A 23,122-nucleotide genomic window follows, 5' to 3' on the forward strand; every position below is an offset into this window, starting at 1 on the left:
TTCGGGGTTGAAATGAGAAATTTCGGGGTTGAAATGAGAAATTTCGGGGTTGAAATGAGAAAATTTGGGGTTGAAACCAGAAATTTCGAGTTTGAAACCAGAAATTTCGAGGTTGAAATGAGAAATTTGTGTTGCGGTGAAAATTTCAATATATCGCAAAGCAAAGGGTTTAAACCCTTTGCTAATAGTGCAAGTCGTCTGAAGACGACTCAAATCAAGCGAACTTGATATCAAATAAATTAAACAGTCTGCTGAAGCAGACTTTAGCTATGAGACTGCGATTTCAATCGCAGGCTGGGCGGTTCATGTCTAGAATGAAATAGCTCTGATTGTGCTAGAAATGATCTTCTAACAAAGATGCGATCGCTTCGGGATGCACTTTTTTAAATTCTTTTTGACCGAGTTGCACAATACAGTTAGGTGCGCTACTACAACATTTTAAACAGCCTGTTTCCTCAATAATCACTTTATCTTGCAAGCCGCGATCGCATAAAATCTTTTCTAATTCTGACAATAAACTTTTTCCACCGCGTTTGCGACAACCAGATTTTTGACAAACTAAAATTTTGGCTTTAGCTTGTTGGGGATGTTTTTGATTGGGACAAACGCCTAATGGTTTTACTCCATAAACTTTAAATTTAATTTTACCTGTGTGGGTGTTTAACTTGCTCAAACCAAATACGCGCAAAAGTTCGCCGGGTTGCAAGTTTCCGCCAAGATATGCACGCATTTGTTTAGGAAGTTTGAGTTGTACTTCCCCAGATGCGATCGCTAAACGTAAATATTTAGAATCTGCTGATGAATTACCGACAAAACCAAGGAATTGTCCTTCTAAGTTAAATTCTGATAATGTCAAGTATTTGCCGCCCATTTTAAAATTTAGTTGGTTGTTGGTAGATGGTGGTTAGTTGTTGGTAGATGACAATTAATAAACAACTAACAAATATGTAATAAATTTTTATGTGAGACGTTTAGCCTCAAATGTTTGAGGTAAAACTAATGGATCTGGTAGGTTAGGAAATTCTAATTCCCAACCATTTGCCAAGGTGAAAATTTTACCTTCAGAGCCTTCGGTTTCTTTGACAACTTCTTCTTCGAGGTCTTTTTTGGCAACATAAACAACTAAGGTGCCAGCATTATTTCTGCGTAGCATTACTTTCATAAATTTACTTTCCTATTCTACGTCTTTAGATTTTTCAACTAGTTCTAGCTCTTTTTTACGACACCCAACAATAAAACCTGTTTCGAGGAAATGTATTGCATAAATATAGGATCTTTGTAAAAATGAACCTATACTAACGACGTAACCAATGTCTCCTTTTTTCGCGAGAATTGTCCCAATTTCTTGACCAGGAAAAGTTCCATCATTTTTAATTTGTTTGCGGAGTCGGACTTTATCACCGATGTTAAAAGCTGGCGGATCGTATAGTTCAACTTCATCATCTGATGGCATGAGAAACCCTCTGTTCGTAAACTAAATTTAAAAGTTCTTGGGTGGTGAGACTGCGTTTTTTCTGAATAGATTGTTGTCTAACTGCATCTAATACAGATTGAGTTTCTTCTGTGTTAAGAATAATGCCGTGTTGCTGTAGTAAATTAGATAATAAATGTCTACCAGAATGTTTACCTACAACTAAACGTCTTTCCCAACCCACTTCTTCAGGTGCAAATGGTTCGTAGGTGATAGGATTTTGGAGTACGCCGTGAGCATGAATTCCAGACTCGTGAGCAAAGGTATTTTCACCCACAATTGCTTTCCAAGGCGGAACACTCGAACCAGATGCTGTTGCTACGAGTCGAGATAGTTCTAATAAACGTGGTGTTTCGATGCCAACATCTATACCATGAATACGTTTGAGAGCCATGACAACTTCTTCTAAAGCCGCATTTCCGGCTCTTTCGCCCAATCCGTTCACTGTAGTATTTACTGATGATGCTCCGGCTTTTATACCAGCAAGGGCGTTTGCAGTCGCTAAACCAAAATCATTGTGGGTGTGAATTTCCACAGGAATCATCAAAGCGCCTACCAGCCGATTTACTTTTGTGTAGGTGCTGAAGGAGTCGAGAACTCCAACTGTATCGCAAAAACGAAACCGCGATGCACCCCATTCTTGGGCATAATGGGCGACATCAAAGAGAAAGTTTTCATCAGCACGGGAAGAATCCTCTCCTCCAACCGCAACCCAAAAACCTTGATCAACAGCAAAGCTGATACTATCTTTAAGTTGTTGCAGAGTGATGCGCCACTGACCGTGAAATTTAGTTGCTATTTGAATTCCGGAGATCGGAATGGAAATGTGCATTCTTGTCAAACCACAGGACATAGACGCCTGAATGTCTGAAATCACAGCTCGATTCCAACCTAGTAATTTCGCTGATAATCCCAAGTCAGCAATTGCTGCGATCGCTTGCTTTTCTGACTCACCCATCGCCGGAATTCCGACTTCGATTTCGTGAACGCCGATAGCATCCAAAAATTTGGCGATCGCTACTTTTTCTTGTAAGTTAAAAGCAACACCCGCCGCTTGTTCGCCGTCACGCAGAGTTGTGTCATTAATAAGAACTTTATTCATTACATAAATACCTCTAATGAAGTGTGTAGACGCCCTTTAGACGACTTTCCACGGGGTAGTATGAAGGATGAAGTCTGAAGTATGAAATGTGAAATATAAAAATTTTCATCATTCAAGCTTCAGCCTTTGGCTTTTATCCTTCATACTTAATCATTCATCCTTTAGCCTTCATCCTTAATCTTTATTCTGACTCAAGTAATAACTTGAATTCTGTATGACATCAAACCAGGAATTGGTATAAATTAACAGTGTTCAGTTATCAGTTGCTCTTTTTAATAACTGTTCACTGTTCACTGATTGAATAATTTTGTCTTCAGGATAATTAGAAATTTTAGTGAATAGCATATAACTCATGAAACTCTCTGCAATTCCTGATAAAATTAACAAACTCAATCCGGCAATTAAAGTGGAAATCATGATGTTTACCTCAGTAGTAAAAATTTAAAATCTCAAATTCCAAAGAATACTTTTTTCTTTTAACTGTTCTTGTTTGATGATATAGATTAAGTAGATTTTGTAAGTAGAATCAATCCAAAATCCAAAATCTAAAATATAATGACTTACTTAAGCTTGTTTTTCTAACCAATCAAAAATCCGCTCAAGCTGTTCTATATCAACTAAGCCATACTGCCACAGCAGCATTGGTAATGGGCCATTTTCTAATTCACGTTTTCGCAAAGCTACAGCAATATCTCCACTTGATAATTCAAGTTCATTTTGCAAAAAATTGATAAATTTTATCTCAATTTGACAGTTGGCTACCATAGAAAATTTAACTTTAATTTCAGTGGTTTTCTGTTGAAAAATTCTGCCCCCAAGAATACTAGTCTGAAAAATTAAATCTCGAAAATTTACCCAAACTATTGTGTAGAGAAAATTATTACATCTGCCAACATCGTTCTAGCCAATCGATTAATTCTTGGCGAGAAACCGAAAATTGTTTCACGATACTGTGAACAAGAATTACTGTGAGAAAATTATCTACCTGTACCCGTAAAGAACCATCAGAATCACACAAACAGGGAATCATCAACTCTTGCAAGCGATGATAAACTTGCCAGCGATCGCTTAAAGGAATCTGGACAATACAATAGTGATCGCCCAAAGTATTAGAAGTGTAAGGTGGTAACATTTATTTAGTTGGTGGTTAGTTGTTGTTGGTATTAATTAATGACCAATGACTATTGACTTTTGAGACTTTGCAATTGTTGTTCGAGTTGTTCTATACGTGCTTGTAAAGAACGAATTACAGTTGCTTCTACATCAGGAAGTTTGCCATGTTCGAGGGGAGAGAGGCGATCGCTTTTTTTGTGGGAAATATTGCGTCCAGGAATACCGACTACAGTGCAATCACTAGGGACATCTCGTAGCACGACTGAACCTGCGCCGATACGGACGCGATCGCCAATGTAAATATTCCCCAAAACCTTTGCACCTGCTCCCACAACAACGTTTTCACCCAAAGTCGGATGACGTTTACCCGTTTGTTTTCCGGTTCCACCCAAGGTGACACCTTGATAAATCAAGCTGTAGTCGCCGACAATAGCGGTTTCGCCAATGACGACACCAATACCATGATCGATAAATACACCTTTACCAATTTCTGCACCTGGATGAATTTCAATTCCTGTCAAAAATCGCCCCACGTGAGAAATCAACCGGGGAAAAAAAGTTATCTGGTGACGGTGTAACCAGTGAGCGAGACGATGTAAACACAATGCATGGAATCCGGGATAGCAAAACAGTACCTCCAACCAATTTCGTGCTGCTGGATCACGCTCAAAGATAATGCGAAAATCACTCCACAAAAATTCAAAAAAAACGTCGTTTGCACTATCCGGTGTCTTGACAGTATTTGAATTCTGAATCGGGTTTAAGATCTGTTGCATTGGTAATGCTCTGATTCAAAGCAGTGCGGTATTTTTCTGCTTATACCAGATACCTGTTCAACAGACAGTCCAGCCAATGGCGATTGAATTTATTGGATTAATTAAAGTTGTACTCAAGTACCCAATCCCTTATTTCATAGGGATTTCAAATTCGTCTGGGGCTAGGGGTACTAGTATTTTTAGAATAGGGGTACTAGTATTTTTAGGTGAGGGACTAGGTATTTTGGTACTCAGTCTCTAGTCCTTTGCTTGTAAGACTTTGCAACGATTTAAGCAATATATTTTTGCATAACTTAACATGTACTCACCCAACCGAAAATGTGCGGTTGATAATATTAATAGTAGAATTTCTGTATATGGAAATACTATTAAAATTTTATTATTTTGTTGATGCAAAAACAAGTGGAGAACTAGCGCTCTGCAATAGAGACTTTATTGCAAACCATCAAACCATCAAAAATTACAGACGAGTCCTTGAGTTAATAGCGATCGCCACATCTAGAATATTCAAGAATTGGGAGACGCTACATTACAAGTTCTTGCTAGCAGATACCTAATTTTCCTAAAACTTGTAACAATAAAAATTAAGATTGTTTTGTTGAGGTGAGGTTATGAAACCTTTTACTTCAGTAGTTCTAGCAACTGTCTCGGCTGTGGCTGCAACTTTAGCTTTTGGGCAAAGCGCTAAAGCTGATATTGTGATTCGATCCAATGGCAACGATCCATACTATCAAGAGTATCAAGATTATCACCGTGATTATAGAGAGGATGATTACAGAGTTTATCATCCAAGGTATCATCGTGTGTATCGTTCGGAAAATTACCCAAGGCATCATTATAAGTATCGTTCAAGAAATCGTTCAGGCAATCGAGTAGATTATCAAGTAGATTTTCCAAACTACCATATTCGCTATCGTTCTGACGATTATGACGATTAACTTTTAACTCCTGAGAAACTCTTTGCTGTAGCACTAAAGAGTTTCTCAGGAGTTAACCTTGTGCCTTCAGTTATATTCCTTATTCTGAAAACTTGCGATCGCTAGGCTAAAGAAGCTGCGATCGCAAGCAAGTTACCATCATTAAGTTATGTTCTACCCCTTTGGTAACAGAGAATTAAATAACGAATTAGCTGCAAGCGACTAACCCATTCAGCCATAACTGTAGAATTGTCTGGTTGTGCATTTTCTCTTGTGCTTTGCAGTTGCCGCAAGAATGGGTATGTTGGTAAGGTATTCAGGGTAATATCTTCTTCTAAAATTGAGGTAAATCCTGTCGTTTGAGCTAACCTTCGATATGCACTTAGGGTAATATTACTGTCAACATATCCAAAAAAATTACTCAGAAAAGGTTTAATGAAATATGACCCCAGTTGCATGAAGGGAAGAAAAGCTTCTTGGGGTACGAAGTCACAAAAAGCAAGTTTTCCTCCTGGTTTTAATACTCGCCATGCTTCTTGAAAAAACTTTTGGCGACTAGGAAAATGAAATATACACTCTACTGCTAAAACTAAATCAAACGAGTTATCTGCAAACGGTAACTGACAAGCATCTGCTTCTATAAATTCGATGTGGTTGCTGTTGCGGGGTTGGACTAGTTCTTTGGCTCTTTGAAGTTGACGGGAGTCGATATTTAAACCAACTAAGTGCATGTTAGTAAAGCGATCGCTTAAGCTGGCGATCGTACCACCAAAACCACAGCCACAATCTAAAATTCTTTGTCCATCACTTGCACCACCAGCATCACATACTCGCCGAGTCAAATTTTCGGTGGCGTTGGCAAAGTCATCTATAGAACCATCGGCAGTGGTAGGATTTTGCCAATAGCCCCAGTGTACATGATGCCCAAAGCTTTTGATGACTTCGGTTTTACCTTGGCGAATGTCTTCAAAAAGTTGGTCAAAATAAGGTAGTTCAATTTTTTGATTTTGCAAAATTGTAATACCAATTATTTACTAAAGTAAAAGGTAAAAGGCAAAAGCAATAAAAAGGTTTTTTACTTTTACCTTTTACCTTCGCATTTTTCCTAGCATTGGATACAAGTTTTAAATGATACTATAGTCTTTTGATGAAGATCAACCGCCGAAAATACCTGCGAATACTAACAATAACTGCTTTATGCGCTCATATTCAACCTTTTTCTGCCCAAGCCAAGCAAGATAAAAAATCCGTACTCAAGCCACAGCGTTTACAAATGGGCGACACAGTAGGATTAATTAGTCCTGCTGGTATAATTGAGGCGAAAGACGTTGAACAGGCAAAACAGACTTTTGGATCATTGGGATTAAAAGTTAAGTTAGGCAAGCATGTTTTAGACCGTTACGGCTATTTAGCAGGGAAAGATAGCGATCGCGCTGCTGATGTCAATGGGATGTTTGTTGACAGATCCATCAAAGCGATTGTTGCTATGCGTGGTGGTTCAGGTTGCGATCGCATCTTACCGTTAATCAACTATTCTCTAATTCGCTCCCATCCTAAAATTATCCTGGGTTACAGCGATATCACTTCTTTGTTGTTAGCAATTTACAACCGGACTCAACTTGTTACTTTTCACGGTCCCGTGGCTATCTCTACCTGGAATCAGTTTACGGTGAATTACATCAAGCGCATCCTTTTTCAAGGTGAAGTTGTGACAATGCAAAACACTCTTGCTACGCAACTCCGGCGACAAATAATTACTCCGGGCAAGGCAAAGGGTAAACTTGTGGGTGGTAATTTGTCTGTACTATCATCCATGGTTGGGTCTTCCTATCTGCCCTCATGGAAACATACTATTTTGTTTGTGGAAGAATTAAGCGAAGATATTTATCGTGTAGACAGGATGCTGACTCAGTTAAAAAATGCAGGAATTCTTAGCCAAATTGCTGGTTTTATATTCGGACAATGCACAGATTGCAGCCAGGGCGATGAACCTTCATTGACGTTAGCACAAGTTTTGCAAGATCACATCCAACCCTTGGGTATTCCAGCTTGGTACGGTGCGATGATTGGTCATATTAAAGATAAATTTACCTTGCCTGTTGGTATAGAAGCAGAAATAGATGCTAATACCGGGACATTGCGGATGTTAGAAGCATCTGTGAGTTGATAGGAACTTACTTGGCAAATATACTGTCTTTAGAATTGAGCTATGAGTTTAGTCAGTGTATGAAAACTAAGGGCGATTCTGAACAGAAAACTATTCAAAATTCTGGATCGGTTCTCAAGCTACGTCGGCTGGTAGGATCAGCAGTAATTGTGGCTTCTGTAGGAATAGCTAGTTATGTAGCTGGTTTTGCTGTTGCTAAACAGGAAAGTAACTCTAAAGCAAACATTCAACAGGCAAAATTACAAGGAAAATTATGCCGGAAGTTCAATCGCGGTGAAGTGCAACCAGAGGATGTTGCTGCTGGCGGTAAGATGTCTAACGTGCAAGATATTTTAGCAGATTTACAAACAGTGCAAATTGAGCTAGCGAAAAAAAGACTTGTGTATGTGGAAGAACAACCAACTATTATCAAGTTGAAGGCTCAAGAAACGGCTTTAAAATCTTTATTAAAACAGCGTATAGATGGTATTTGTAATGCTGTGATTTAGCTTAAACCGACAGAAAGCCCCACGTCTCACCCTGTATTCAGGGGAGCGTGGGATGAATGGCCTGATTGAAAGTTGATAAATTTTTACAGCAAACTTAGCTATAAAAAAGCGATCGCACTGATAATAAATACTTAGACATTAGCTGGCAAGCAGCATGGAAGCTAAAACCATCGACTCATACCGCGCTTTAGCACTGCAAGTAACATGTTATGCAGTTAACCAAGCACGCGATCGCCAAGCAGCTCGTTTTTTAATCCAAAATACTATTGAGCGCTTAGGACAGCAAATTGCTGCTAGTATCGCTTTTATTGGTTCCGACTGTCGTTTAGTTGTCCTACCAGAGTACTTTCTCACGGGTTTTCCTATGGGAGAATCACTCGCTACATGGGCAGAAAAAGCTTGTTTAGAAATTAGCGGGGCAGAGTATGATAGCCTCAGTAAAATTGCCCAAGAACTAAAAATTTTTCTTGCTGGTAACGCCTACGAACTCGATCCTAATTTTCCAGACTTATACTTTCAAACATGCTTTGTGATCAACCCATCCGGTGAAATAATTTTGCGCTATCGGCGTTTAAATTCTATGTTTGCACCAACACCCCATGACGTTTGGGATAAATATCTTGATTGTTACGGTTTGGATGGTGTTTTTCCGGTAGCGAAAACAGAAATAGGTAATTTAGCAGCTTTAGCATCAGAAGAAATTTTATATCCAGAAGTAGCCCGGTGTTTAGCAATGCGGGGTGCAGAGATTTTTCTGCACTCGACATCAGAAGTTTACGGTAAAGAGCGCACCCCTAAAGAAGCAGCGAAAATTTCTCGTGCAGTAGAAAACATGGCATACGTAGTCTCAGCTAATACTGCGGGTATCGTCAATACTTCTATTCCGCAAGCTTCCACAGATGGTGGTTCTAAAATCATTGATTACCGAGGATTAGTTATTGCTGAAACAGGATCAGGAGAAAGCATGGCAGCTTTTGCAGAGATCAACCTCGTAGCCTTGCGTAGCGATCGCCGTCGTCCAGGGTTAAATAATTTACTTTCCCGCCAGCGCTTTGAACTATACGCAGACAGCTACAGCCAGTCAGAATTTTACCCACCAAACACTATGCTGAATAAAGAAGTAAATCGCCAACACTTCATCCAAAGCCAGCAACAAACTATCGAGCGTTTAGCCAAATTAGGAGTGATTTGAGTCGGGGATTGGGGATGAATCAGTTAACAGTGGCCAGTTTAATTTGATAACTGATAACTGATTAGTTGTCCTACTTGTCCCCAATCCCCATTACCCCTTCGCCCCTAATCCCCACTCCCTTGGGGGGAGTGGGGGCCCCGAGTTCCCCTCCAGGGGACCCCTACCTTCCCCAATCCCCAATAACAAATGACCAAACCAATAGATGTTCGTAACCCTCGTACGGGGAAATATGATTACGTAATTATACCGCCGCCACCAAAGCTTTTGACACAACTATGCAATCGTGTGCGGAGAGCGCAAAAAGCTTGGGAGGAACTCGGTTTAAAAGGACGAATTGCAGCTTTGCAACAGTGGAAGCAAGCCATTATTGCAGGGCGGGATAAACTTACTGAAGCTTTAGTTGCTGATACTGGTAGATTGTCAATTTCAGTACTAGAAATAGATTCGTTCCTCTCTAATATTGATAGATGGTGTAAATTATCACCAGAATTACTAGAAGAAACAGAAAAACAAACAGCAGTACCATTTATCCAACTGCGACAAACAGCAGTACCTTATCCTCTGGTGGGAGTAATTAGTCCGTGGAATTTGCCATTGTTGCTCTCAACTATTGATGTCATTCCAGCACTGATCGCAGGTTGTGCTGTGGTTGTTAAACCAAGTGAAATAGCGCCTCGGTTTATGACACCACTGTTAAATGCTGTTAATGCTGTTCCTCCATTGCGGGAAATATTTACTTTTGTAGAAGGAGCAGGTCAAACAGGCGCTCATCTGATCGAAAATGTAGACTTGGTTTGCTTTACAGGAAGTGTAACCACAGGGCGAAAAGTTGCAGAAGCCGCAGCTAGACGCTTTATCCCGGCTTTTTTAGAATTGGGAGGTAAAGATGCAGCGATCGTTTTGGAATCGGCTGATTTAGAATTAGCAACCTCAGCAGTTTTATGGGGTTCGGTAGTGAATACAGGACAGTCGTGTCTTTCCATTGAACGCATCTATGTTGCTGAATCGATTTTTAAACAGTTTGTTGAACAACTTGTCACCAAAGCCGAACGTTTGCAATTAGCCTACCCTAAACTTGAAAGTGGCGAAATTGGCCCAATTATTGCCGAAAGACAAGCCGCAATTATTAGTAATCATTTGTTAGAGGCTATAGAAGAAGGAGCTGTTATACACTGCGGGGGAAAAGTAGAAAATACTGGGGGAGGATGGTGGTGTCGTCCGACAGTTCTTACCCAAGTTAATCACAACATGAAGATTATGACTGAGGAGACATTTGGCCCCATTATGCCAGTTATGGCTTTTTCCAAGTTAGAAGAAGCAATTAAATTGGCAAATGATACTATTTATGGGCTGAGTGCAGCAGTTTTTGCAGGAGATGAAGCAGAAGCTTTAGCAGTTGCTCAACACATAGATGCAGGTGCTATTTGTATTAATGATGCAGGTTTGACAGCTCTCATCTATGAGGGAGAAAAAAATTCTTTCAAATACTCTGGTTTAGGTGGTTCACGCATGGGGACAGCTGCGTTGATGCGATTTATGCGGAAAAAAGCCCTCTTGATTAAAACAAATTCTGATCATGATCCTTGGTGGTTTGATGATTAAAAACAGAAGACTATTGTTATGGTGGGTACTTGCTAATGCTGTTGGTGGTGCTGTAATTGGCACTTTGGAAGAGGGTGGATTCCAGTTTTTTGCCACATTAATTTTAACTGGCCCTATTCTTGGAGTTGCCCAATGGTTTGTCTTAAAGCGTTACATAAGACAAGCAGGCTGGTGGGTGTTAGCCAGTACTGTAGGTTGGTACTTGGGTATTCCAGTGACTCTCATCACAAGAGAAATTGTCAATCCCATCATTATAGAGATGCTATTGACAGTAAGCCAATTTTGGGAAGCATTCTGGTTACATTTGATTAATCAGTGTGTCACCTTCACTGTATTGGGAGTGATCCAATGGTTGGTTTTAAGCCGTCATTTCCAACAAGCATGGCGATGGATTTTGGCTAGCAGCATTGCGGGATTAGTAAATGGGGCATTAGCAGCGATATTGACTTTGGGATTGCAAACTGTAGCAATTAAAATAAATGCACAAATGGTGGGTGCGATCGCCTATAGTACTGGTTGGACTGGAAGTGGGTTAGTGACAGGTATCATGCTTGTATGGTTATTGCTAAATCACTCAAAATAAAAGGAGTGTAAATCAAATGTCTATTATCAAAGCAGAAATGCCTCTCATGGCCCGCCATGAAGGAGAATGGTCAGGTTCTTATACATTGGTTGATAATGAAGGAAAAATTTTAGATAAATATACTTCTCATCTAAGTTGTCAATTTAGAGAGGATGAAACTTCTCCCTACTATCAAATAAATCGTTACCAATGGCCTAGCGGTAAACAAGAAGAGCATCATTTTCCCGGAAGATATGAAAACAAAAACGTGTGGTTTGATACTGAACGTCTTACTGGTCAAGCCTGGGAAGTTGATAATACAACTATGATTTTTCTTTTTACTTTTAAAAATATACCAGGTCAGTATTTGTATGAAACGATTTTTCTCAGTCCTTGCAATAACTATCGTTTCCGCACCTGGCATTGGTTTAAAAATCATCAAGTGTACCAACGAACTCTAGTTCAAGAAGAACGGATGCGATAAAGTAATTGTTGATGTTAGTGGTTGGTAGTTATTTGTTGTTTGTAATTACCAACCACTAACAAGCAACAACTAATAACCAATAATCAAGTATTATCAATTCTCAGCATGGCAAAAAGCGAAAAAATCAACTTTTCTACTCCTAGTGGTTTTCCAGAGTTTCTTCCTGGCGAAAAACGCCTAGAAGTATATTTAATTGATACTATCCGTAGGGTGTTTGAAAGCTACGGATTTACTCCTATTGAAACTCCCGCAGTCGAAAGATTAGAAGTTCTACAAGCTAAAGGTAATCAAGGCGACAATATTATTTATGGTATTGATCCAATTTTGCCTCCGAATCGCCAAGCAGAAAAGGAGAAATCTGGCGAAAGTGGTTCAGAAGCACGAGCATTAAAATTTGACCAAACAGTTCCTTTAGCAGCCTATATTGCTCGTCATTTGAATGATTTAAATTTCCCTTTTGCTCGCTACCAAATGGATGTGGTATTTCGTGGCGAACGAGCAAAAGATGGACGATTCCGTCAGTTTCGCCAGTGTGATATTGATGTTGTCGGTCGTCGGGAATTGAGCTTGCTTTATGATGCTCAAATGCCTGCAATTATCACGGAAATTTTTACAGCTATTAATATTGGTGATTTTGTTATTCGCATCAATAATCGTAAAATTCTTACAGGTTTTTTTCAATCTGTAGGAATTGAGGAAACCAAAATTAAAGCCTGTATCGGCATTATTGATAATCTGGAAAAAATTGGTGAAGCCAAAGTTAAACAAGAGTTAGAAAAAGAAGGTATTTCACTAGAACCAACTCAGAAAATTATTGAGTTTGTTAATATTAAAGGCACAGTGGACGATATGCTAGATAAGCTAAAGCATCTCACTCAAACTATGCCAGAAGCCGAGCGATTTAATCTGGGAGTTACCGAATTAGAAACAGTAATTACAGGTGTTCGTAACTTGGGAGTTCCTGAAAATCGTTTCTGTATTGATTTATCAATTGCTCGTGGTTTGGATTACTATACTGGAACAGTTTACGAAACAACTCTGCTAGGACACGAAGCTTTGGGAAGTATTTGTTCTGGTGGCAGATATGAAGAATTAGTTGGGGTATTTTTAGGCGAAAAAATGCCTGGTGTTGGTATTTCAATTGGTTTAACCCGCTTAATGAGTCGCTTAATTAAAGCTGGGATTTTGAATACTTTAGCTCCGACTCCGGCACAGGTAATGGTGGTAAATTTACAAGAGGATTTGATGTCACTTTACTTAAAAGTATCTCAAGATTTACGCAAAGCAGGTATTAATGTGATTACTAGCTTTGATAAACGGGGATTAGGCAAACAATTCCAGTTAGCTGATAAACAGGGAATACAATTTTGTGTGATCATTGGTACTGATGAAGCAGCAGCACAAAAATCTTCGCTCAAAGATTTAAAAACAGGGGAACAGGTAGAAGTTTCACTGACTAATTTAGGGGAGGAAGTGAAGAATAGACTTAAATGATTTCAAAATAAACAAGTTTTAGGAGTTGTTTGAAAAGTGGTAGGGTGCGTTATGGACGGAACATCTTAATGGGAGAATCCCAATTTTTTCAATATACCGCGCTTGGGTTTAAACCGTTAGCTAATAGCACAAGTCGTCTGAAGACGACTCAACAAATAAATCAAGTAGTCTGCTTAAAGCAGACTTGAGCTATGAGCAGGCGGGTTTTTTGAACATTTGGGATGCTCCCCATCTTAATGCACCAAAAAGCTGGAATGGTGCGTTACGCTGCGCGACAACACACCCTACAAATAATTAAGAACGAGTATATAAACGCTGACGGGGCGACAAAATAACTGGAAAAGCTTATTTTGTCGCCCCGTCAGTTTTCCATCAATAATTTGTCCATCGGAAAGTCTAGCAGCACGGTGAGAACAACGATCTGCTATGCACCCTAACTTGCCATCTTTGTTTTTAAATAACACCAAAGGTTCATCATACAGAGAAAATCTGTAAGGTTTATCTTTTGGTAAATCTTGAAGAAAACTAACGGGATACCAACAATTTCTCCAATTAAATTCTTGATTAGTTGCTGATATGGGTGAACTATCAATAGCTAGTTCTGTCTCCTGTTTATTAGGAGTAATTGTCATATTTTCCTCCTTGTATTGCTTTAAACTTTTGAGCTTGTGTTCATTTGGTACTGTAAGCCCATAAATTAGCAATGTAATACCAATTTAATATGAAGACGCATACAAAGACCCCACCCGCGCTGCGCTAACGCGCACCCCCCTCCCACTCCCCTTGGCTTGGCAAGGGGAGTGGGAGGGTTGGGGAGGGGTAAAATTCTATGCAGCTTCACGAAAATTTGGTATAAATCAATACACTTAAAATGTAAGCCAATGCAGTTCAGTTAGAAAAATTTCAAAATTTTGCTTGTAGTGAAGACTTTAGTCCTCACTACGAACTTAAAATAATATGCCAGTTGCGTAAGTCCTGGTCTTATCCGAACCGCATTGCAAGATATCCCCCAAGACGAGCGATGTCTTGCGACAAGCCGCTCCGCGTCTACGCTTCCACAGCTCAACCAACTGTTAAGCATGGATTATTTCAAACATCCTCTTACTAGTTAAGGAAAGCAGAAGTTATACACCTGATTAATTGATTAGGGCTAACTCTGCTTGATTTATTCAGAGTGGATTTATTTAGAAGTCCAACTTAATATTGTTGCGAGCATCAGTATCTACAAGCTGATTTAAGACAACAGAATCTGAGCGGCTACCTTGATCATTGCTCTCGGTGCTTTGAGCAATAAAGTTAACTTCTTTGGTGAAATCTGTTTCAACGTTTTGGAGAGCAGCACCACCTGCTACTACATCTAATTCTTGCTCAGACAATTCAATTTTGTTGATTTCAGAATGCATAATTTACCTCGATTGTGTGTTTTGTTTGTGTATTGTGTACTAGTTAAGGAAAGCAGAAGTTATACACCTGATTAATTGATTAGGGCTAACTCTGCTTGATTTATTCAGAGTGGATTTATTTAGAAGTCCAACTTAATATTGTTGCGAGCATCAGTATCTACAAGCTGATTTAAGACAACAGAATCTGAGCGGCTACCTTGATCATTGCTCTCGGTGCTTTGAGCAATAAAGTTAACTTCTTTGGTGAAATCTGTTTCAACGTTTTGGAGAGCAGCACCACCTGCTACTACATCTAATTCTTGCTCAGACAATTCAATTTTGTTGATTTCAGAATGCATAATTTACCTCGATTGTGTGTTTTGTTTGTGTGTTGTGTACTAGTTGAAGAAAGCAAAATTTTGGAAACAATTTAACTTGTTTTTTTGTCGCCTTTGTTTGATTGCCTTCGCAACTGAATTCATAGTAGAATTTTGTTGAGGAATACAACATCTGAAAAACGTCTATACTCTCAACTCAACTAAATAGATAAACTGATAGGGACTTTCGTTGATAAATTAAGTAAATATTCCTACGACTAAAGTTGGAAACTATAGACAAAAATTCAATCTCTTCAAGTTTTTAATTTCAAATGAATGAGTAATACTCGCCAGTTCCCCTTAAATTCGCTTCTTCATGTGACTATGTCCGTGGTTATTTCCCCTCAATTTATTTATGGGGATTATCTTTTTACTTTTTACTTTTTACTTTTTACTTTTTACTTTTTAATATTCATTACGCAGACATAGTTCTACACTGGGGTAGTACTCTTGCAAAATTTTAGATGCACTTCTATATGATTCGTTTGTTACTCGTAGATGACCAAACTCTCATTCGAGATGGTATAAGGGCTATGCTAAATTTAGAGACTGACTTAGAAGTTATAGGAACTGCGGATAATGGCGAAAGCGCGATCGCACAAGTAACAGCTTTACAGCCAGATGTTGTATTAATGGATGTACGTATGCCTGTAATGGATGGTAAAGTAGCTACTGGCATCATATGTCAGCAGTTTCCAAATATTAAAGTCATAGTCCTTAGCACTTTTGATGATGATGAATACATTGCTGATGCGATGCGAGCAGGAGCAAAGGGCTATTTACTCAAAGATATGCCATCTGAGGAGCTAGCACAGGCGATTCGATTTGTCCATAAAGGATATACCCAAATGGGGCCAGGGCTGTTGGAAAAGATTGTTACTAAAATCCAAACCTCAGAAGCTGTTAGCCCGAAGTTACCAGAGCCAAAATTGGACTTGTTGACTGATCGCGAACAAGATGTACTGCGCTTGATTGCAATTGGTTCTACGAACCGCGAAATCGCACAGCAACTTTTTATTTCGGAAGGGACTGTCAAAACCCATGTCACTCATCTGCTTAATCGTTTAAATCTGAAAAATCGATCACAATTGGCAATTTATGCGAACTCAGTCTATGGTGGATCATCCTTTACAGGTTAAGGAAATTGCAAATTTATCAAAGGTTGCAGATTTTACTCAAGTGGACTTAAGCCCTTTCTCAGTCGTCTTGAGACGACTGCGTTGCATAAATGCGGGATGAATTAGCGGCTGAAGCTATTAATAATTCGTTCAAAATAGGGCTAAATCATTCCATTATTGAGCAACGCCCATTTTTCATTTAGGCGATCGCACCAACTAGTATCATGACTAATTATCCGAACTTGATATTACAGGAGATATTACTGGTTTTTGAAACACAAATGATAATAAAGGTGGTGCTAAAAAGGTTGTCAAAATCACCATCACGATAATAGCAGCATCCAAAGAACCAGACAAAACGCCACTTGTGGAGCCGATACCTGCAAACACTAATCCGACTTCGCCGCGTGGAATCATACCAACACCAATTGCTAAACGGTTAGTTTCTTCTGAACCAAATACCGTAAAGCCACTGACCAGTTTACCCACAATTGCTACCAAAATTAAGAAACTAGCGATAATCAAGCCCTCACGATTTTCAGGCACAAATGGATTTAAGACAGCAATGTTAGTTTTGGCACTCACAGCGACAAAGAAAATCGGCACGAGCATATCTGCAATTGGTAAGACTTGATCTTTGAGCGCTCGACATTTCTGTGTTTCCGCTAATACTAAGCCAGCCGTAAAAGCTCCGAGAATTGCTTCTAAATTTATAGCTGTAGCAATATATGCTAAAACGAAAGCAAAAATCAGGGCAGGAATTAATAATTGACCACGGGTTTTGAGTTCATCGACTATCTTGACAAAATAGGGATTGAAAAGACGACCGAGTAATACTGCTCCAACTAAGAAAGCTACGGCACTAACAATTAAATAAAGTACATTTGTTATTTCGACTTCTCCGGTTTTGGCTAGACTCGCCACCACTGCCAAGATGATAATGCCAAGTACATCGTCTAAAACAGCCGCACCAATAATAATTTGACCTTCTTTGCGATTGAGATATTGTAGTTCTGACAGGACTTTGGCTGTAATTCCAATACTGGTTGCAGTCAGGGCTGCACCAGCAAAAATTGCAGGTACAGCAGGTACGCCAAACAAGTACATTAACCCAAAAGTACCACCAGCGAAGGGGGCTGTAACTCCTACTATTGCTACAATTGCTGACTGTGGCCCAACTTTGAGTAATTCTTTTAAATCTGATTCCAAACCAATTTCAAACAATAGAATTACCACACCGATTTCTGCTAAAACAGAAATAACTTCACTATCGATTTGAAATATGGTTGATGCTCCATCTATGGTTAAACCTGTAGTGGCTACCAAGAACTTTATTAAAATCGAGTCACCAAAATCACCTCCATCTTCAGTAAATACCAACAAATGAAAGGCTGATATGCCCACAACCAGACCACCTAAGAGTTGCCCTAAAACTGGTGGCATGTTCAAGCGATCGCAAATTTCGCTTCCAATCATACTCGCCAGGTAAATCACCACTAAACTAATCAGCACTGCTGCCATCACTGAACTGCTGTCTGATGCTGTTGCGGTTGCGAACACAGGTATAGTGAGATGAGAAATTGTATTTACTAGTGTCATTTTTCAGAGGGAACGGGGATCGGGGAAACGAGATTGGGGATCGGGGAAACGGGATTGGGGATTCTCCGTAAGGAGAATCCCTTATCCCTTATCCCCTATCAATAAGTTTTGGTCGTAACTCGACCATCTTCTTCTACTTCTTCTATGGGGTGTGGTGGTTGTTGAGGTGGACGACGGCGTTTTAAAAGGCGATCGCGTAAGCTGCCAATCACGATATATAAAATTGGCACTACAAACAAACTCAAAAACGTAGCAACAAGCATCCCACCAAATACCGCAGTACCCAGAGATTGACGGCTACCAGCACCTGCACCTGTAGCAATTGCCAAGGGGAAAATCCCTAAGAGTGTGGAAAAGGCTGTCATCAAAATCGGTCGCAAACGTTCCTGTGCAGCTTGCACTGCGGCTTTGGCAAGTGGTGTACCTTGTTCATGTAGTTGGTTAGCAAACTCTACAATCAAAATGGCGTTCTTACTTGCCAAACCAATTAGCATCACCAAACCAACTTGGCAAAAGATGTCATTATTTAAACCCCGCAGTGATTGTGCTGCTAGCGCCCCAAAGATCGCTAGGGGAACCGATAGCAAAATAATCAATGGGTCAACATAGTTTTCGTACTGAGCAGCCAATACCAAGAAAACAAAGACAAGTCCCAAACCAAAAATTATCGGTGCTTGACCACCGGATGTTTTTTCTTCCAGAGCTATCCCCGACCATTCGTAACCAAAACTCGCTGGTAAAACTTGTTGGGCGACATTCTCCATTGCTTGGATTGCTTGACCGGAGCTTTTTCCAGGAGCTGCTGAACCGTTGATTTCAATTGAGCGGAACAAGTTGTAATGATTGATTGTTTGCGCTCCGGTTGTAGGGGTGAGTTTAACCAAGTCACTCAAAGGAATCATTTGATCATCGGCAGAGCGGACATATAATTTGCCGATATCTTCTGGATTAGAGCGAAATTGAGCATCTGCTTGGACGTAAACTCGATAAGTCCGCCGTTCAAAATTAAAGTCGTTGACGTAGCGCGAACCCAGGTAATTCTGGAGAGTATTAAATACTTCGTCAACATCTACTTGTAGAGCTTTAGCCCGACTACGATCTACTTCAATTAAAATTTGCGGCGTATTCGCAGCAAATGTGGTGTACACAGGTTTTTGCAAGTCTGGTACTTGATTTGCACGCCCAAGTAATTGACCTAAGACTTGCAGCATGGTGTCTAGGCCACTGTTACCTCCTCTATCTTGTAGCTGAAATTGGAAACCGCTAAAACTACCTAAACCCCGAATCGTTGGCGGATTAACTGGCAAAACTCTGGCTTCGGTAATGCCTGATAATTTACCCATTAAACTACCTATGATTGCTTGGACTGGTCGGCTGCGCTCGTCCCAAGGTTTAAGGGTTGTAAATATTACGCCATTGTTAGCGGTGCTACCACTAAAACTAAATCCACCTACGGCAAAAGTACCAACAACTTCCGGCAATTTCAGAATTTCTTCTTCTGCCTGGCGCATCACTTTGCTAGTGTAGTTGAGAGAAACCCCTTCTGGCCCTTGCACAATTGTAATGAAGTAACCTTGGTCTTCATCGGGGAGAAATGATGTGGGGACGGAGATATATAGCCAAGCAGTTAATCCCAAGGAGAGAATAAATAGCCCAATTACAATTGCTTTGATCCTAACTAGACGGTTGAGTGACCACTCGTACCCTCTTCGCATCGAGTCTTGGAACGAGTTAAATTTACCAAACAGCCAGCCCAATATACCACGCTGTCTTGGTTGGCGACGCAGCAGCAAGGCAGATAAAGAAGGCGTGAGAGTCAGGGCGAGAAAGGTTGAGATAGTAATTGAAAAGGCGATAGTTAAAGCAAATTGTTTATATATCTGTCCGGTGGCTCCTGGGAAAAAGGCGACAGGGACAAATACAGCCATCAGTACCAAAGAAGTAGCAATAACAGCTCCAGACAGTTCATGCATAGCCGCAGTTGCGGCTTGGCGCGGCGTCATTCCTTCTTGCTGAATCAAGCGAGAAATATCTTCGACGACAACGATCGCATCATCAACAACCATCCCTGTTGCTAAGGTCAAACCAAACAAAGTTAAAGTGTTGATGGAAAAATCGAAGGCTTTGACAAAGGCAAATGTACCAATTAATGCTAGAGGAATGGTGATCACAGGAATCAAGGTTGTACGCCAATCCTGTAAGAAAATAAAAATTACCAGGACAACGAGAGCGATCGCCATTAACAGAGTCAAGACCACTTCTGAAAGTGAAGCTTCCACAAAACTTGTTGTATCAAAGGCAACTTGATACTTCATCCCTGGTGGAAATTTTTGAGCTAGTACCGCCATTTCGGCTTTAACCGCTTTGGCAATGTCGAGTACGTTACTTCCTGGAATGGTAAATATACCAATCCCTACGCCATCTTGACCTCGAAATCGCAAGAAAGAATTGTAACTTTCTGCTCCTAGTTCTGCTCTTCCTACATCTTTGAGCTTAATTAGTGATCCATCTTGACTGGTTTTAATCACTATATTTTCAAATTCGGATGGATCTGTGAGCCTACTAATGGCACGTAGGTCAATTTGATACATTTGGTCTTCTGGTGATGGTTGCTGACCAATTTGTCCAGCACCCACTTGCAGGTTTTGTTCATCCAAAGCATCAATCACATCCTGAGCAGTAAGGTCACGACTTGCAAGGCGGTTTGGATCAAGCCACAAACGCATCGCGTAACGGCGTTCACCAAAAATTCGTGCTTCACTCACACCCTTGATTCTTTTGAGAGCATCTGATAAGTAAAGATCGGCGTAATTACTTAAAAATACAGTGTCATATTCTCCTTGCTCACTGTATAAGCCCATCGCTAACAGGATGTTATTTGATTGTTTACTAACGCTGACTCCTGTTCGCGTGACTGGTTCTGGTAGCTGTGGTTCAGCCAAAGATACACGATTCTGCACATCGACGGCAGCAATATCCGGGTCTCGTGATGCATCAAATGTGACTGTAATCGTACTAGTACCATTATTACTGCTACTAGAAGTCATGTACTTCATGCCTTCAACACCGTTAATCTGCCGTTCTAAAATTGTCGTAACGGTGTTTTCTACTACCTCAGCACTAGCACCAACATAGTTAGCAGTAACTTGGATTTGAGTCGGACTAATTTCTGGATACTGCTCTGTAGGTAAGGTAGGAATGCTAATAGAGCCTACTAGCAGAATGATAATAGCGCAGACACTGGTAAAAACAGGTCGCCTGATAAAGAAATCGACAAACATATTGGGGATTGGGGATTGGGATCAGGGACTAGGGATTGGGGATTGGGGAAGGTAGGGGTCCCCTGGAGGGGAACTCGGGGCCCCCACTCCCCCCAAGGGAGTGGGGATTAGGGGCGAAGGGGTAATGGGGATTGGGGATTGGGGACTAGGGAGAATAACTAGTGAGACTTAAATACTTAACACTTGACCATTGATCATTGACACTTGACTAAGCACTAACAACCAATACCAATAAATAACAATGATCAATTAATTTTTATTTGGATTCTGGATTAATGGCCGCTCCATCTTGAAGATTGAGTAGTCCCGAAACAACTATTCTTTCTCCTGGTTGTAATCCTTTCAATACTTGGTAGTTATTACCTTTGATATTGCCTAACTCAACACGCTTTTGTTTAGCTACTAGTTGGGTCTTACCTTGAGGTGATTTTTGGGTTTGCTCGATGAAGACAAAGTTTTGTCCAGCTATACGAGCAACTGCTGATGTTGGAATAACTACTCCTGAGCGTTCACTAAATATCACTCTTGCACGAATATATTCATCTGCTTTAAGCTTATTATTTTCATTGTCATACAGAGCTTTGACCTGAATCATACGATTTTCGTTATTCGCTTTCGGAGAGATAAAAAATACCCGACTAGTACCAATAGTCTGACCTTGAGCATTAATCAGTTCTACTAGCATTCCGTTACGCAATTCAGATGCACGTTCTATGGGTACAGATAGATTTATTTCTAAAGGTCGATTTTGAGTAATGGTAGCTAGCTGTGTAGACGTGTTGACGAAATCACCTAATTTGACAGGGATATCACCGACTGTACCAGCAAAGGGAGCTGTGACTCTGTAGTATTGGAGTTGGACTTGTTGTTGGTTGGTATTAGCTAAAGCTTGCTGTAAAGATTTTTCGGCTTCGGCGACTGCGGCTTGTTGCGCTTTAATTTTGGATTCATTTGCGTTGAGAGCGGCTCTGGCTACAGCTAGTCTATTAGCATACTGTTCTTTTGTTTGTTGAGATACCGCTCCTTGGTTGGCAAGATCGGCATAGCGATTGTAATCTTGCTGATTTAATTTCACATCTGCAAGAAAAGATTGTCTATCTGCTTCTAAGGATCTCAGGGTAGCTTTAGCATTTTCGACTTGCGATCGCGCCGCTTGTGCAGCAGCATTAACACTATTAACTGCTGCTTGTTGCTCTCTTGAGTCTACCTGAATAATCGGATCTCCATCTTTAACTGGATCTCCTGCTCTGACAAATATTTGAGTAACTTGACCTTGAATTCTCGGTTGCAGAGCCACCGAACGGCGCGATTCAATAGTAGCGATATATTCTGAACTTTCTTCAATTGTGCCTGATTTAACGGCAGATACTTTCACTGGTACTGCTGGGGGTTGAGCATTTGCATTCGTATTTGCAGGTGTTTGATTTTCTGAAGCAAACACACGCCAAACAGCAATCCCTCCTCCTGTCAAGGCGATCAGAGCTAACAATAACCAAAGCCACCGTCTTTGTTTGCGAGGTGGCTGGCTTTCTGTCTGTGGAGGATAATTTTCAACTTTAGTGTCAGGCTGCGGAGATGTCATGATTAGCAGAGACTAAAAACAAATTAAGGATGCGTTAAACAAGAACTAGATAAGTGATATTGAAATTACTGTTGTTTTTGGGTTAATTATGCAACAACCCATCAAAAATATACTATCTTGCAGTTTATATCTAATCCACCTAAAGGTAAATTATCAAACCTAGTTTACGAATAAAATGATCTAATTGTCTTTCCTGTTCTTGCTAAAAATGTTCTAATCTTGCGATTTTGAAATCACCAACACTGAGTAATTAATAAGGTAAAAACAATAATTTATTAGATCTGAGACAGTTATTTGGGTTTGACAAAATGCTTGATTAATGATGGCTGCTTTGCTGAAATGATTTAATTTTTTATATTGGGATAATTTAAGTAATTGCACTCAATCAAAAGTAAGATATTTCCTCCTAAAAGTA

At 40.1% G+C, this 23,122-nt stretch carries 24 protein-coding genes and 1 pseudogene; 9 read left to right on the forward strand and 16 right to left on the reverse strand.

Features of this window, described 5'->3' with window-relative positions; genetic code table 11:
• From AC5JMK_RS03390 to cysE, 9 genes and pseudogenes are all read right to left on the reverse strand, one after another.
• A pseudogene (locus AC5JMK_RS03390) lies at positions 1-213 on the reverse strand (hypothetical protein); the annotation flags it as partial.
• Between the two features lie 121 nt (positions 214-334).
• On the reverse strand, positions 335-871 hold the full coding sequence (locus AC5JMK_RS03395; protein ID WP_096675999.1) for a (2Fe-2S) ferredoxin domain-containing protein: 537 nt from the start codon (positions 869-871) through the stop codon (positions 335-337).
• A gap of 87 nt (positions 872-958) precedes the next feature.
• Positions 959-1,162: a putative nitrogen fixation protein NifT gene (nifT, locus tag AC5JMK_RS03400; protein ID WP_096675998.1), complete on the reverse strand. Its 204-nt coding sequence runs from the start codon at positions 1,160-1,162 to the stop codon at positions 959-961.
• A 12-nt stretch (positions 1,163-1,174) separates the two neighbouring features.
• Complete coding sequence (locus tag AC5JMK_RS03405; protein WP_096675997.1) at positions 1,175-1,453, reverse strand: nitrogen fixation protein NifZ; 279 nt, start codon at positions 1,451-1,453, stop codon at positions 1,175-1,177.
• Entirely contained in the window at positions 1,440-2,573 is a 1,134-nt protein-coding gene (gene nifV / locus AC5JMK_RS03410; RefSeq protein WP_096675996.1) for a homocitrate synthase, read from the reverse strand. The genes AC5JMK_RS03405 and nifV overlap by 14 nt, the downstream gene beginning before the upstream one ends.
• 252 nt (positions 2,574-2,825) lie before the next feature.
• The gene (locus AC5JMK_RS03415; RefSeq protein ID WP_495909390.1) at positions 2,826-2,990 is read right to left on the reverse strand and encodes a hypothetical protein; all 165 of its coding nucleotides are present in this window, start codon (positions 2,988-2,990) and stop codon (positions 2,826-2,828) included.
• Positions 2,991-3,137: 147 nt separating this feature from the next.
• Positions 3,138-3,338, reverse strand: a complete 201-nt coding sequence (locus tag AC5JMK_RS03420) for a DUF2949 domain-containing protein (RefSeq protein WP_096675995.1) — start codon at positions 3,336-3,338, stop codon at positions 3,138-3,140.
• A gap of 115 nt (positions 3,339-3,453) precedes the next feature.
• Complete coding sequence (locus tag AC5JMK_RS03425) at positions 3,454-3,705, reverse strand: Asr1405/Asl0597 family protein (protein ID WP_495909391.1); 252 nt, start codon at positions 3,703-3,705, stop codon at positions 3,454-3,456.
• A 49-nt stretch (positions 3,706-3,754) separates the two neighbouring features.
• On the reverse strand, positions 3,755-4,462 hold the full coding sequence (gene cysE / locus AC5JMK_RS03430; protein WP_096675993.1) for a serine O-acetyltransferase: 708 nt from the start codon (positions 4,460-4,462) through the stop codon (positions 3,755-3,757).
• 611 nt (positions 4,463-5,073) lie between these two features.
• Between cysE and AC5JMK_RS03435 the strand changes: the two genes are divergently transcribed.
• Complete coding sequence (locus tag AC5JMK_RS03435) at positions 5,074-5,400, forward strand: hypothetical protein (protein ID WP_096675991.1); 327 nt, start codon at positions 5,074-5,076, stop codon at positions 5,398-5,400.
• 146 nt (positions 5,401-5,546) lie between these two features.
• Here AC5JMK_RS03435 and AC5JMK_RS03440 read toward each other — a convergent pair whose 3' ends face one another.
• Positions 5,547-6,392 (reverse strand): class I SAM-dependent methyltransferase, encoded by an 846-nt coding sequence (locus AC5JMK_RS03440; RefSeq protein ID WP_096675990.1) that lies wholly within the window; start codon positions 6,390-6,392, stop codon positions 5,547-5,549.
• A gap of 134 nt (positions 6,393-6,526) precedes the next feature.
• On the opposite strand from AC5JMK_RS03440, the gene AC5JMK_RS03445 reads away from it, so the two are divergent.
• The 7 genes from AC5JMK_RS03445 (at position 6,527) to hisS (ending at position 13,368) form a co-directional block, all read left to right on the forward strand.
• Positions 6,527-7,546, forward strand: coding sequence for a S66 peptidase family protein (locus AC5JMK_RS03445; protein WP_096675989.1), 1,020 nt, complete (start codon positions 6,527-6,529; stop codon positions 7,544-7,546).
• A gap of 59 nt (positions 7,547-7,605) precedes the next feature.
• Positions 7,606-8,034 carry a hypothetical protein gene (locus AC5JMK_RS03450; protein ID WP_096675988.1) on the forward strand — a complete coding sequence of 143 codons (429 nt, stop codon included), beginning with the start codon at positions 7,606-7,608 and terminating at the stop codon, positions 8,032-8,034.
• Between the two features lie 154 nt (positions 8,035-8,188).
• Positions 8,189-9,226, forward strand: coding sequence for a nitrilase-related carbon-nitrogen hydrolase (locus AC5JMK_RS03455; RefSeq protein WP_096675987.1), 1,038 nt, complete (start codon positions 8,189-8,191; stop codon positions 9,224-9,226).
• A 186-nt stretch (positions 9,227-9,412) separates the two neighbouring features.
• Complete coding sequence (locus AC5JMK_RS03460; protein WP_495909392.1) at positions 9,413-10,828, forward strand: aldehyde dehydrogenase family protein; 1,416 nt, start codon at positions 9,413-9,415, stop codon at positions 10,826-10,828.
• On the forward strand, positions 10,821-11,411 hold the full coding sequence (locus AC5JMK_RS03465; RefSeq protein WP_096678964.1) for a hypothetical protein: 591 nt from the start codon (positions 10,821-10,823) through the stop codon (positions 11,409-11,411). The genes AC5JMK_RS03460 and AC5JMK_RS03465 overlap by 8 nt, the downstream gene beginning before the upstream one ends.
• Positions 11,412-11,427: 16 nt before the next feature.
• Positions 11,428-11,874, forward strand: a complete 447-nt coding sequence (locus AC5JMK_RS03470; RefSeq protein WP_096675985.1) for a DUF3598 family protein — start codon at positions 11,428-11,430, stop codon at positions 11,872-11,874.
• Positions 11,875-11,979: 105 nt separating this feature from the next.
• Positions 11,980-13,368, forward strand: coding sequence for a histidine--tRNA ligase (hisS, locus tag AC5JMK_RS03475; RefSeq protein ID WP_096675984.1), 1,389 nt, complete (start codon positions 11,980-11,982; stop codon positions 13,366-13,368).
• 284 nt (positions 13,369-13,652) lie between these two features.
• Here hisS and AC5JMK_RS03480 read toward each other — a convergent pair whose 3' ends face one another.
• The 3 genes from AC5JMK_RS03480 to AC5JMK_RS03490 form a co-directional block, all read right to left on the reverse strand.
• A complete protein-coding gene (locus AC5JMK_RS03480) occupies positions 13,653-14,000 on the reverse strand; it encodes a Rieske 2Fe-2S domain-containing protein (protein WP_495909393.1) in 348 nt (115 codons plus the stop codon).
• A gap of 552 nt (positions 14,001-14,552) precedes the next feature.
• On the reverse strand, positions 14,553-14,771 hold the full coding sequence (locus tag AC5JMK_RS03485; RefSeq protein WP_096675982.1) for a CTB family bacteriocin: 219 nt from the start codon (positions 14,769-14,771) through the stop codon (positions 14,553-14,555).
• Between the two features lie 119 nt (positions 14,772-14,890).
• The gene (locus AC5JMK_RS03490; RefSeq protein WP_096675982.1) at positions 14,891-15,109 is read right to left on the reverse strand and encodes a CTB family bacteriocin; all 219 of its coding nucleotides are present in this window, start codon (positions 15,107-15,109) and stop codon (positions 14,891-14,893) included.
• Between the two features lie 494 nt (positions 15,110-15,603).
• Between AC5JMK_RS03490 and AC5JMK_RS03495 the strand changes: the two genes are divergently transcribed.
• Positions 15,604-16,266 carry a response regulator gene (locus AC5JMK_RS03495; RefSeq protein WP_495909398.1) on the forward strand — a complete coding sequence of 221 codons (663 nt, stop codon included), beginning with the start codon at positions 15,604-15,606 and terminating at the stop codon, positions 16,264-16,266.
• A 207-nt stretch (positions 16,267-16,473) separates the two neighbouring features.
• Here AC5JMK_RS03495 and AC5JMK_RS03500 read toward each other — a convergent pair whose 3' ends face one another.
• The 3 genes from AC5JMK_RS03500 to AC5JMK_RS03510 form a co-directional block, all read right to left on the reverse strand.
• Positions 16,474-17,844 carry a cation:proton antiporter gene (locus AC5JMK_RS03500; protein ID WP_096675979.1) on the reverse strand — a complete coding sequence of 457 codons (1,371 nt, stop codon included), beginning with the start codon at positions 17,842-17,844 and terminating at the stop codon, positions 16,474-16,476.
• Positions 17,845-17,942: 98 nt separating this feature from the next.
• Positions 17,943-21,125 (reverse strand): efflux RND transporter permease subunit, encoded by a 3,183-nt coding sequence (locus AC5JMK_RS03505; RefSeq protein ID WP_096675978.1) that lies wholly within the window; start codon positions 21,123-21,125, stop codon positions 17,943-17,945.
• A 256-nt stretch (positions 21,126-21,381) separates the two neighbouring features.
• Entirely contained in the window at positions 21,382-22,707 is a 1,326-nt protein-coding gene (locus AC5JMK_RS03510) for an efflux RND transporter periplasmic adaptor subunit (protein WP_096675977.1), read from the reverse strand.
• Positions 22,708-23,122: the final 415 nt, after the last annotated feature.

The organism is Pelatocladus sp., assembly GCF_059505505.1.

Coding starts and splice junctions, on each gene's coding strand:
- AC5JMK_RS03395 (WP_096675999.1), bottom strand. CDS start 871: ATGGGCGGCAAATACTTGACATTATCAGAATTTAACTTAGAAGGACAA.
- nifT (WP_096675998.1), bottom strand. CDS start 1,162: ATGAAAGTAATGCTACGCAGAAATAATGCTGGCACCTTAGTTGTTTAT.
- AC5JMK_RS03405 (WP_096675997.1), bottom strand. CDS start 1,453: ATGCCATCAGATGATGAAGTTGAACTATACGATCCGCCAGCTTTTAAC.
- nifV (WP_096675996.1), bottom strand. CDS start 2,573: ATGAATAAAGTTCTTATTAATGACACAACTCTGCGTGACGGCGAACAA.
- AC5JMK_RS03415 (WP_495909390.1), bottom strand. CDS start 2,990: ATGATTTCCACTTTAATTGCCGGATTGAGTTTGTTAATTTTATCAGGA.
- AC5JMK_RS03420 (WP_096675995.1), bottom strand. CDS start 3,338: ATGGTAGCCAACTGTCAAATTGAGATAAAATTTATCAATTTTTTGCAA.
- AC5JMK_RS03425 (WP_495909391.1), bottom strand. CDS start 3,705: ATGTTACCACCTTACACTTCTAATACTTTGGGCGATCACTATTGTATT.
- cysE (WP_096675993.1), bottom strand. CDS start 4,462: ATGCAACAGATCTTAAACCCGATTCAGAATTCAAATACTGTCAAGACA.
- AC5JMK_RS03435 (WP_096675991.1), top strand. CDS start 5,074: ATGAAACCTTTTACTTCAGTAGTTCTAGCAACTGTCTCGGCTGTGGCT.
- AC5JMK_RS03445 (WP_096675989.1), top strand. CDS start 6,527: ATGAAGATCAACCGCCGAAAATACCTGCGAATACTAACAATAACTGCT.
- AC5JMK_RS03450 (WP_096675988.1), top strand. CDS start 7,606: ATGAAAACTAAGGGCGATTCTGAACAGAAAACTATTCAAAATTCTGGA.
- AC5JMK_RS03455 (WP_096675987.1), top strand. CDS start 8,189: ATGGAAGCTAAAACCATCGACTCATACCGCGCTTTAGCACTGCAAGTA.
- AC5JMK_RS03460 (WP_495909392.1), top strand. CDS start 9,413: ATGACCAAACCAATAGATGTTCGTAACCCTCGTACGGGGAAATATGAT.
- AC5JMK_RS03465 (WP_096678964.1), top strand. CDS start 10,821: ATGATTAAAAACAGAAGACTATTGTTATGGTGGGTACTTGCTAATGCT.
- AC5JMK_RS03470 (WP_096675985.1), top strand. CDS start 11,428: ATGTCTATTATCAAAGCAGAAATGCCTCTCATGGCCCGCCATGAAGGA.
- hisS (WP_096675984.1), top strand. CDS start 11,980: ATGGCAAAAAGCGAAAAAATCAACTTTTCTACTCCTAGTGGTTTTCCA.
- AC5JMK_RS03480 (WP_495909393.1), bottom strand. CDS start 14,000: ATGACAATTACTCCTAATAAACAGGAGACAGAACTAGCTATTGATAGT.
- AC5JMK_RS03485 (WP_096675982.1), bottom strand. CDS start 14,771: ATGCATTCTGAAATCAACAAAATTGAATTGTCTGAGCAAGAATTAGAT.
- AC5JMK_RS03490 (WP_096675982.1), bottom strand. CDS start 15,109: ATGCATTCTGAAATCAACAAAATTGAATTGTCTGAGCAAGAATTAGAT.
- AC5JMK_RS03495 (WP_495909398.1), top strand. CDS start 15,604: ATGATTCGTTTGTTACTCGTAGATGACCAAACTCTCATTCGAGATGGT.
- AC5JMK_RS03500 (WP_096675979.1), bottom strand. CDS start 17,844: ATGACACTAGTAAATACAATTTCTCATCTCACTATACCTGTGTTCGCA.
- AC5JMK_RS03505 (WP_096675978.1), bottom strand. CDS start 21,125: ATGTTTGTCGATTTCTTTATCAGGCGACCTGTTTTTACCAGTGTCTGC.
- AC5JMK_RS03510 (WP_096675977.1), bottom strand. CDS start 22,707: ATGACATCTCCGCAGCCTGACACTAAAGTTGAAAATTATCCTCCACAG.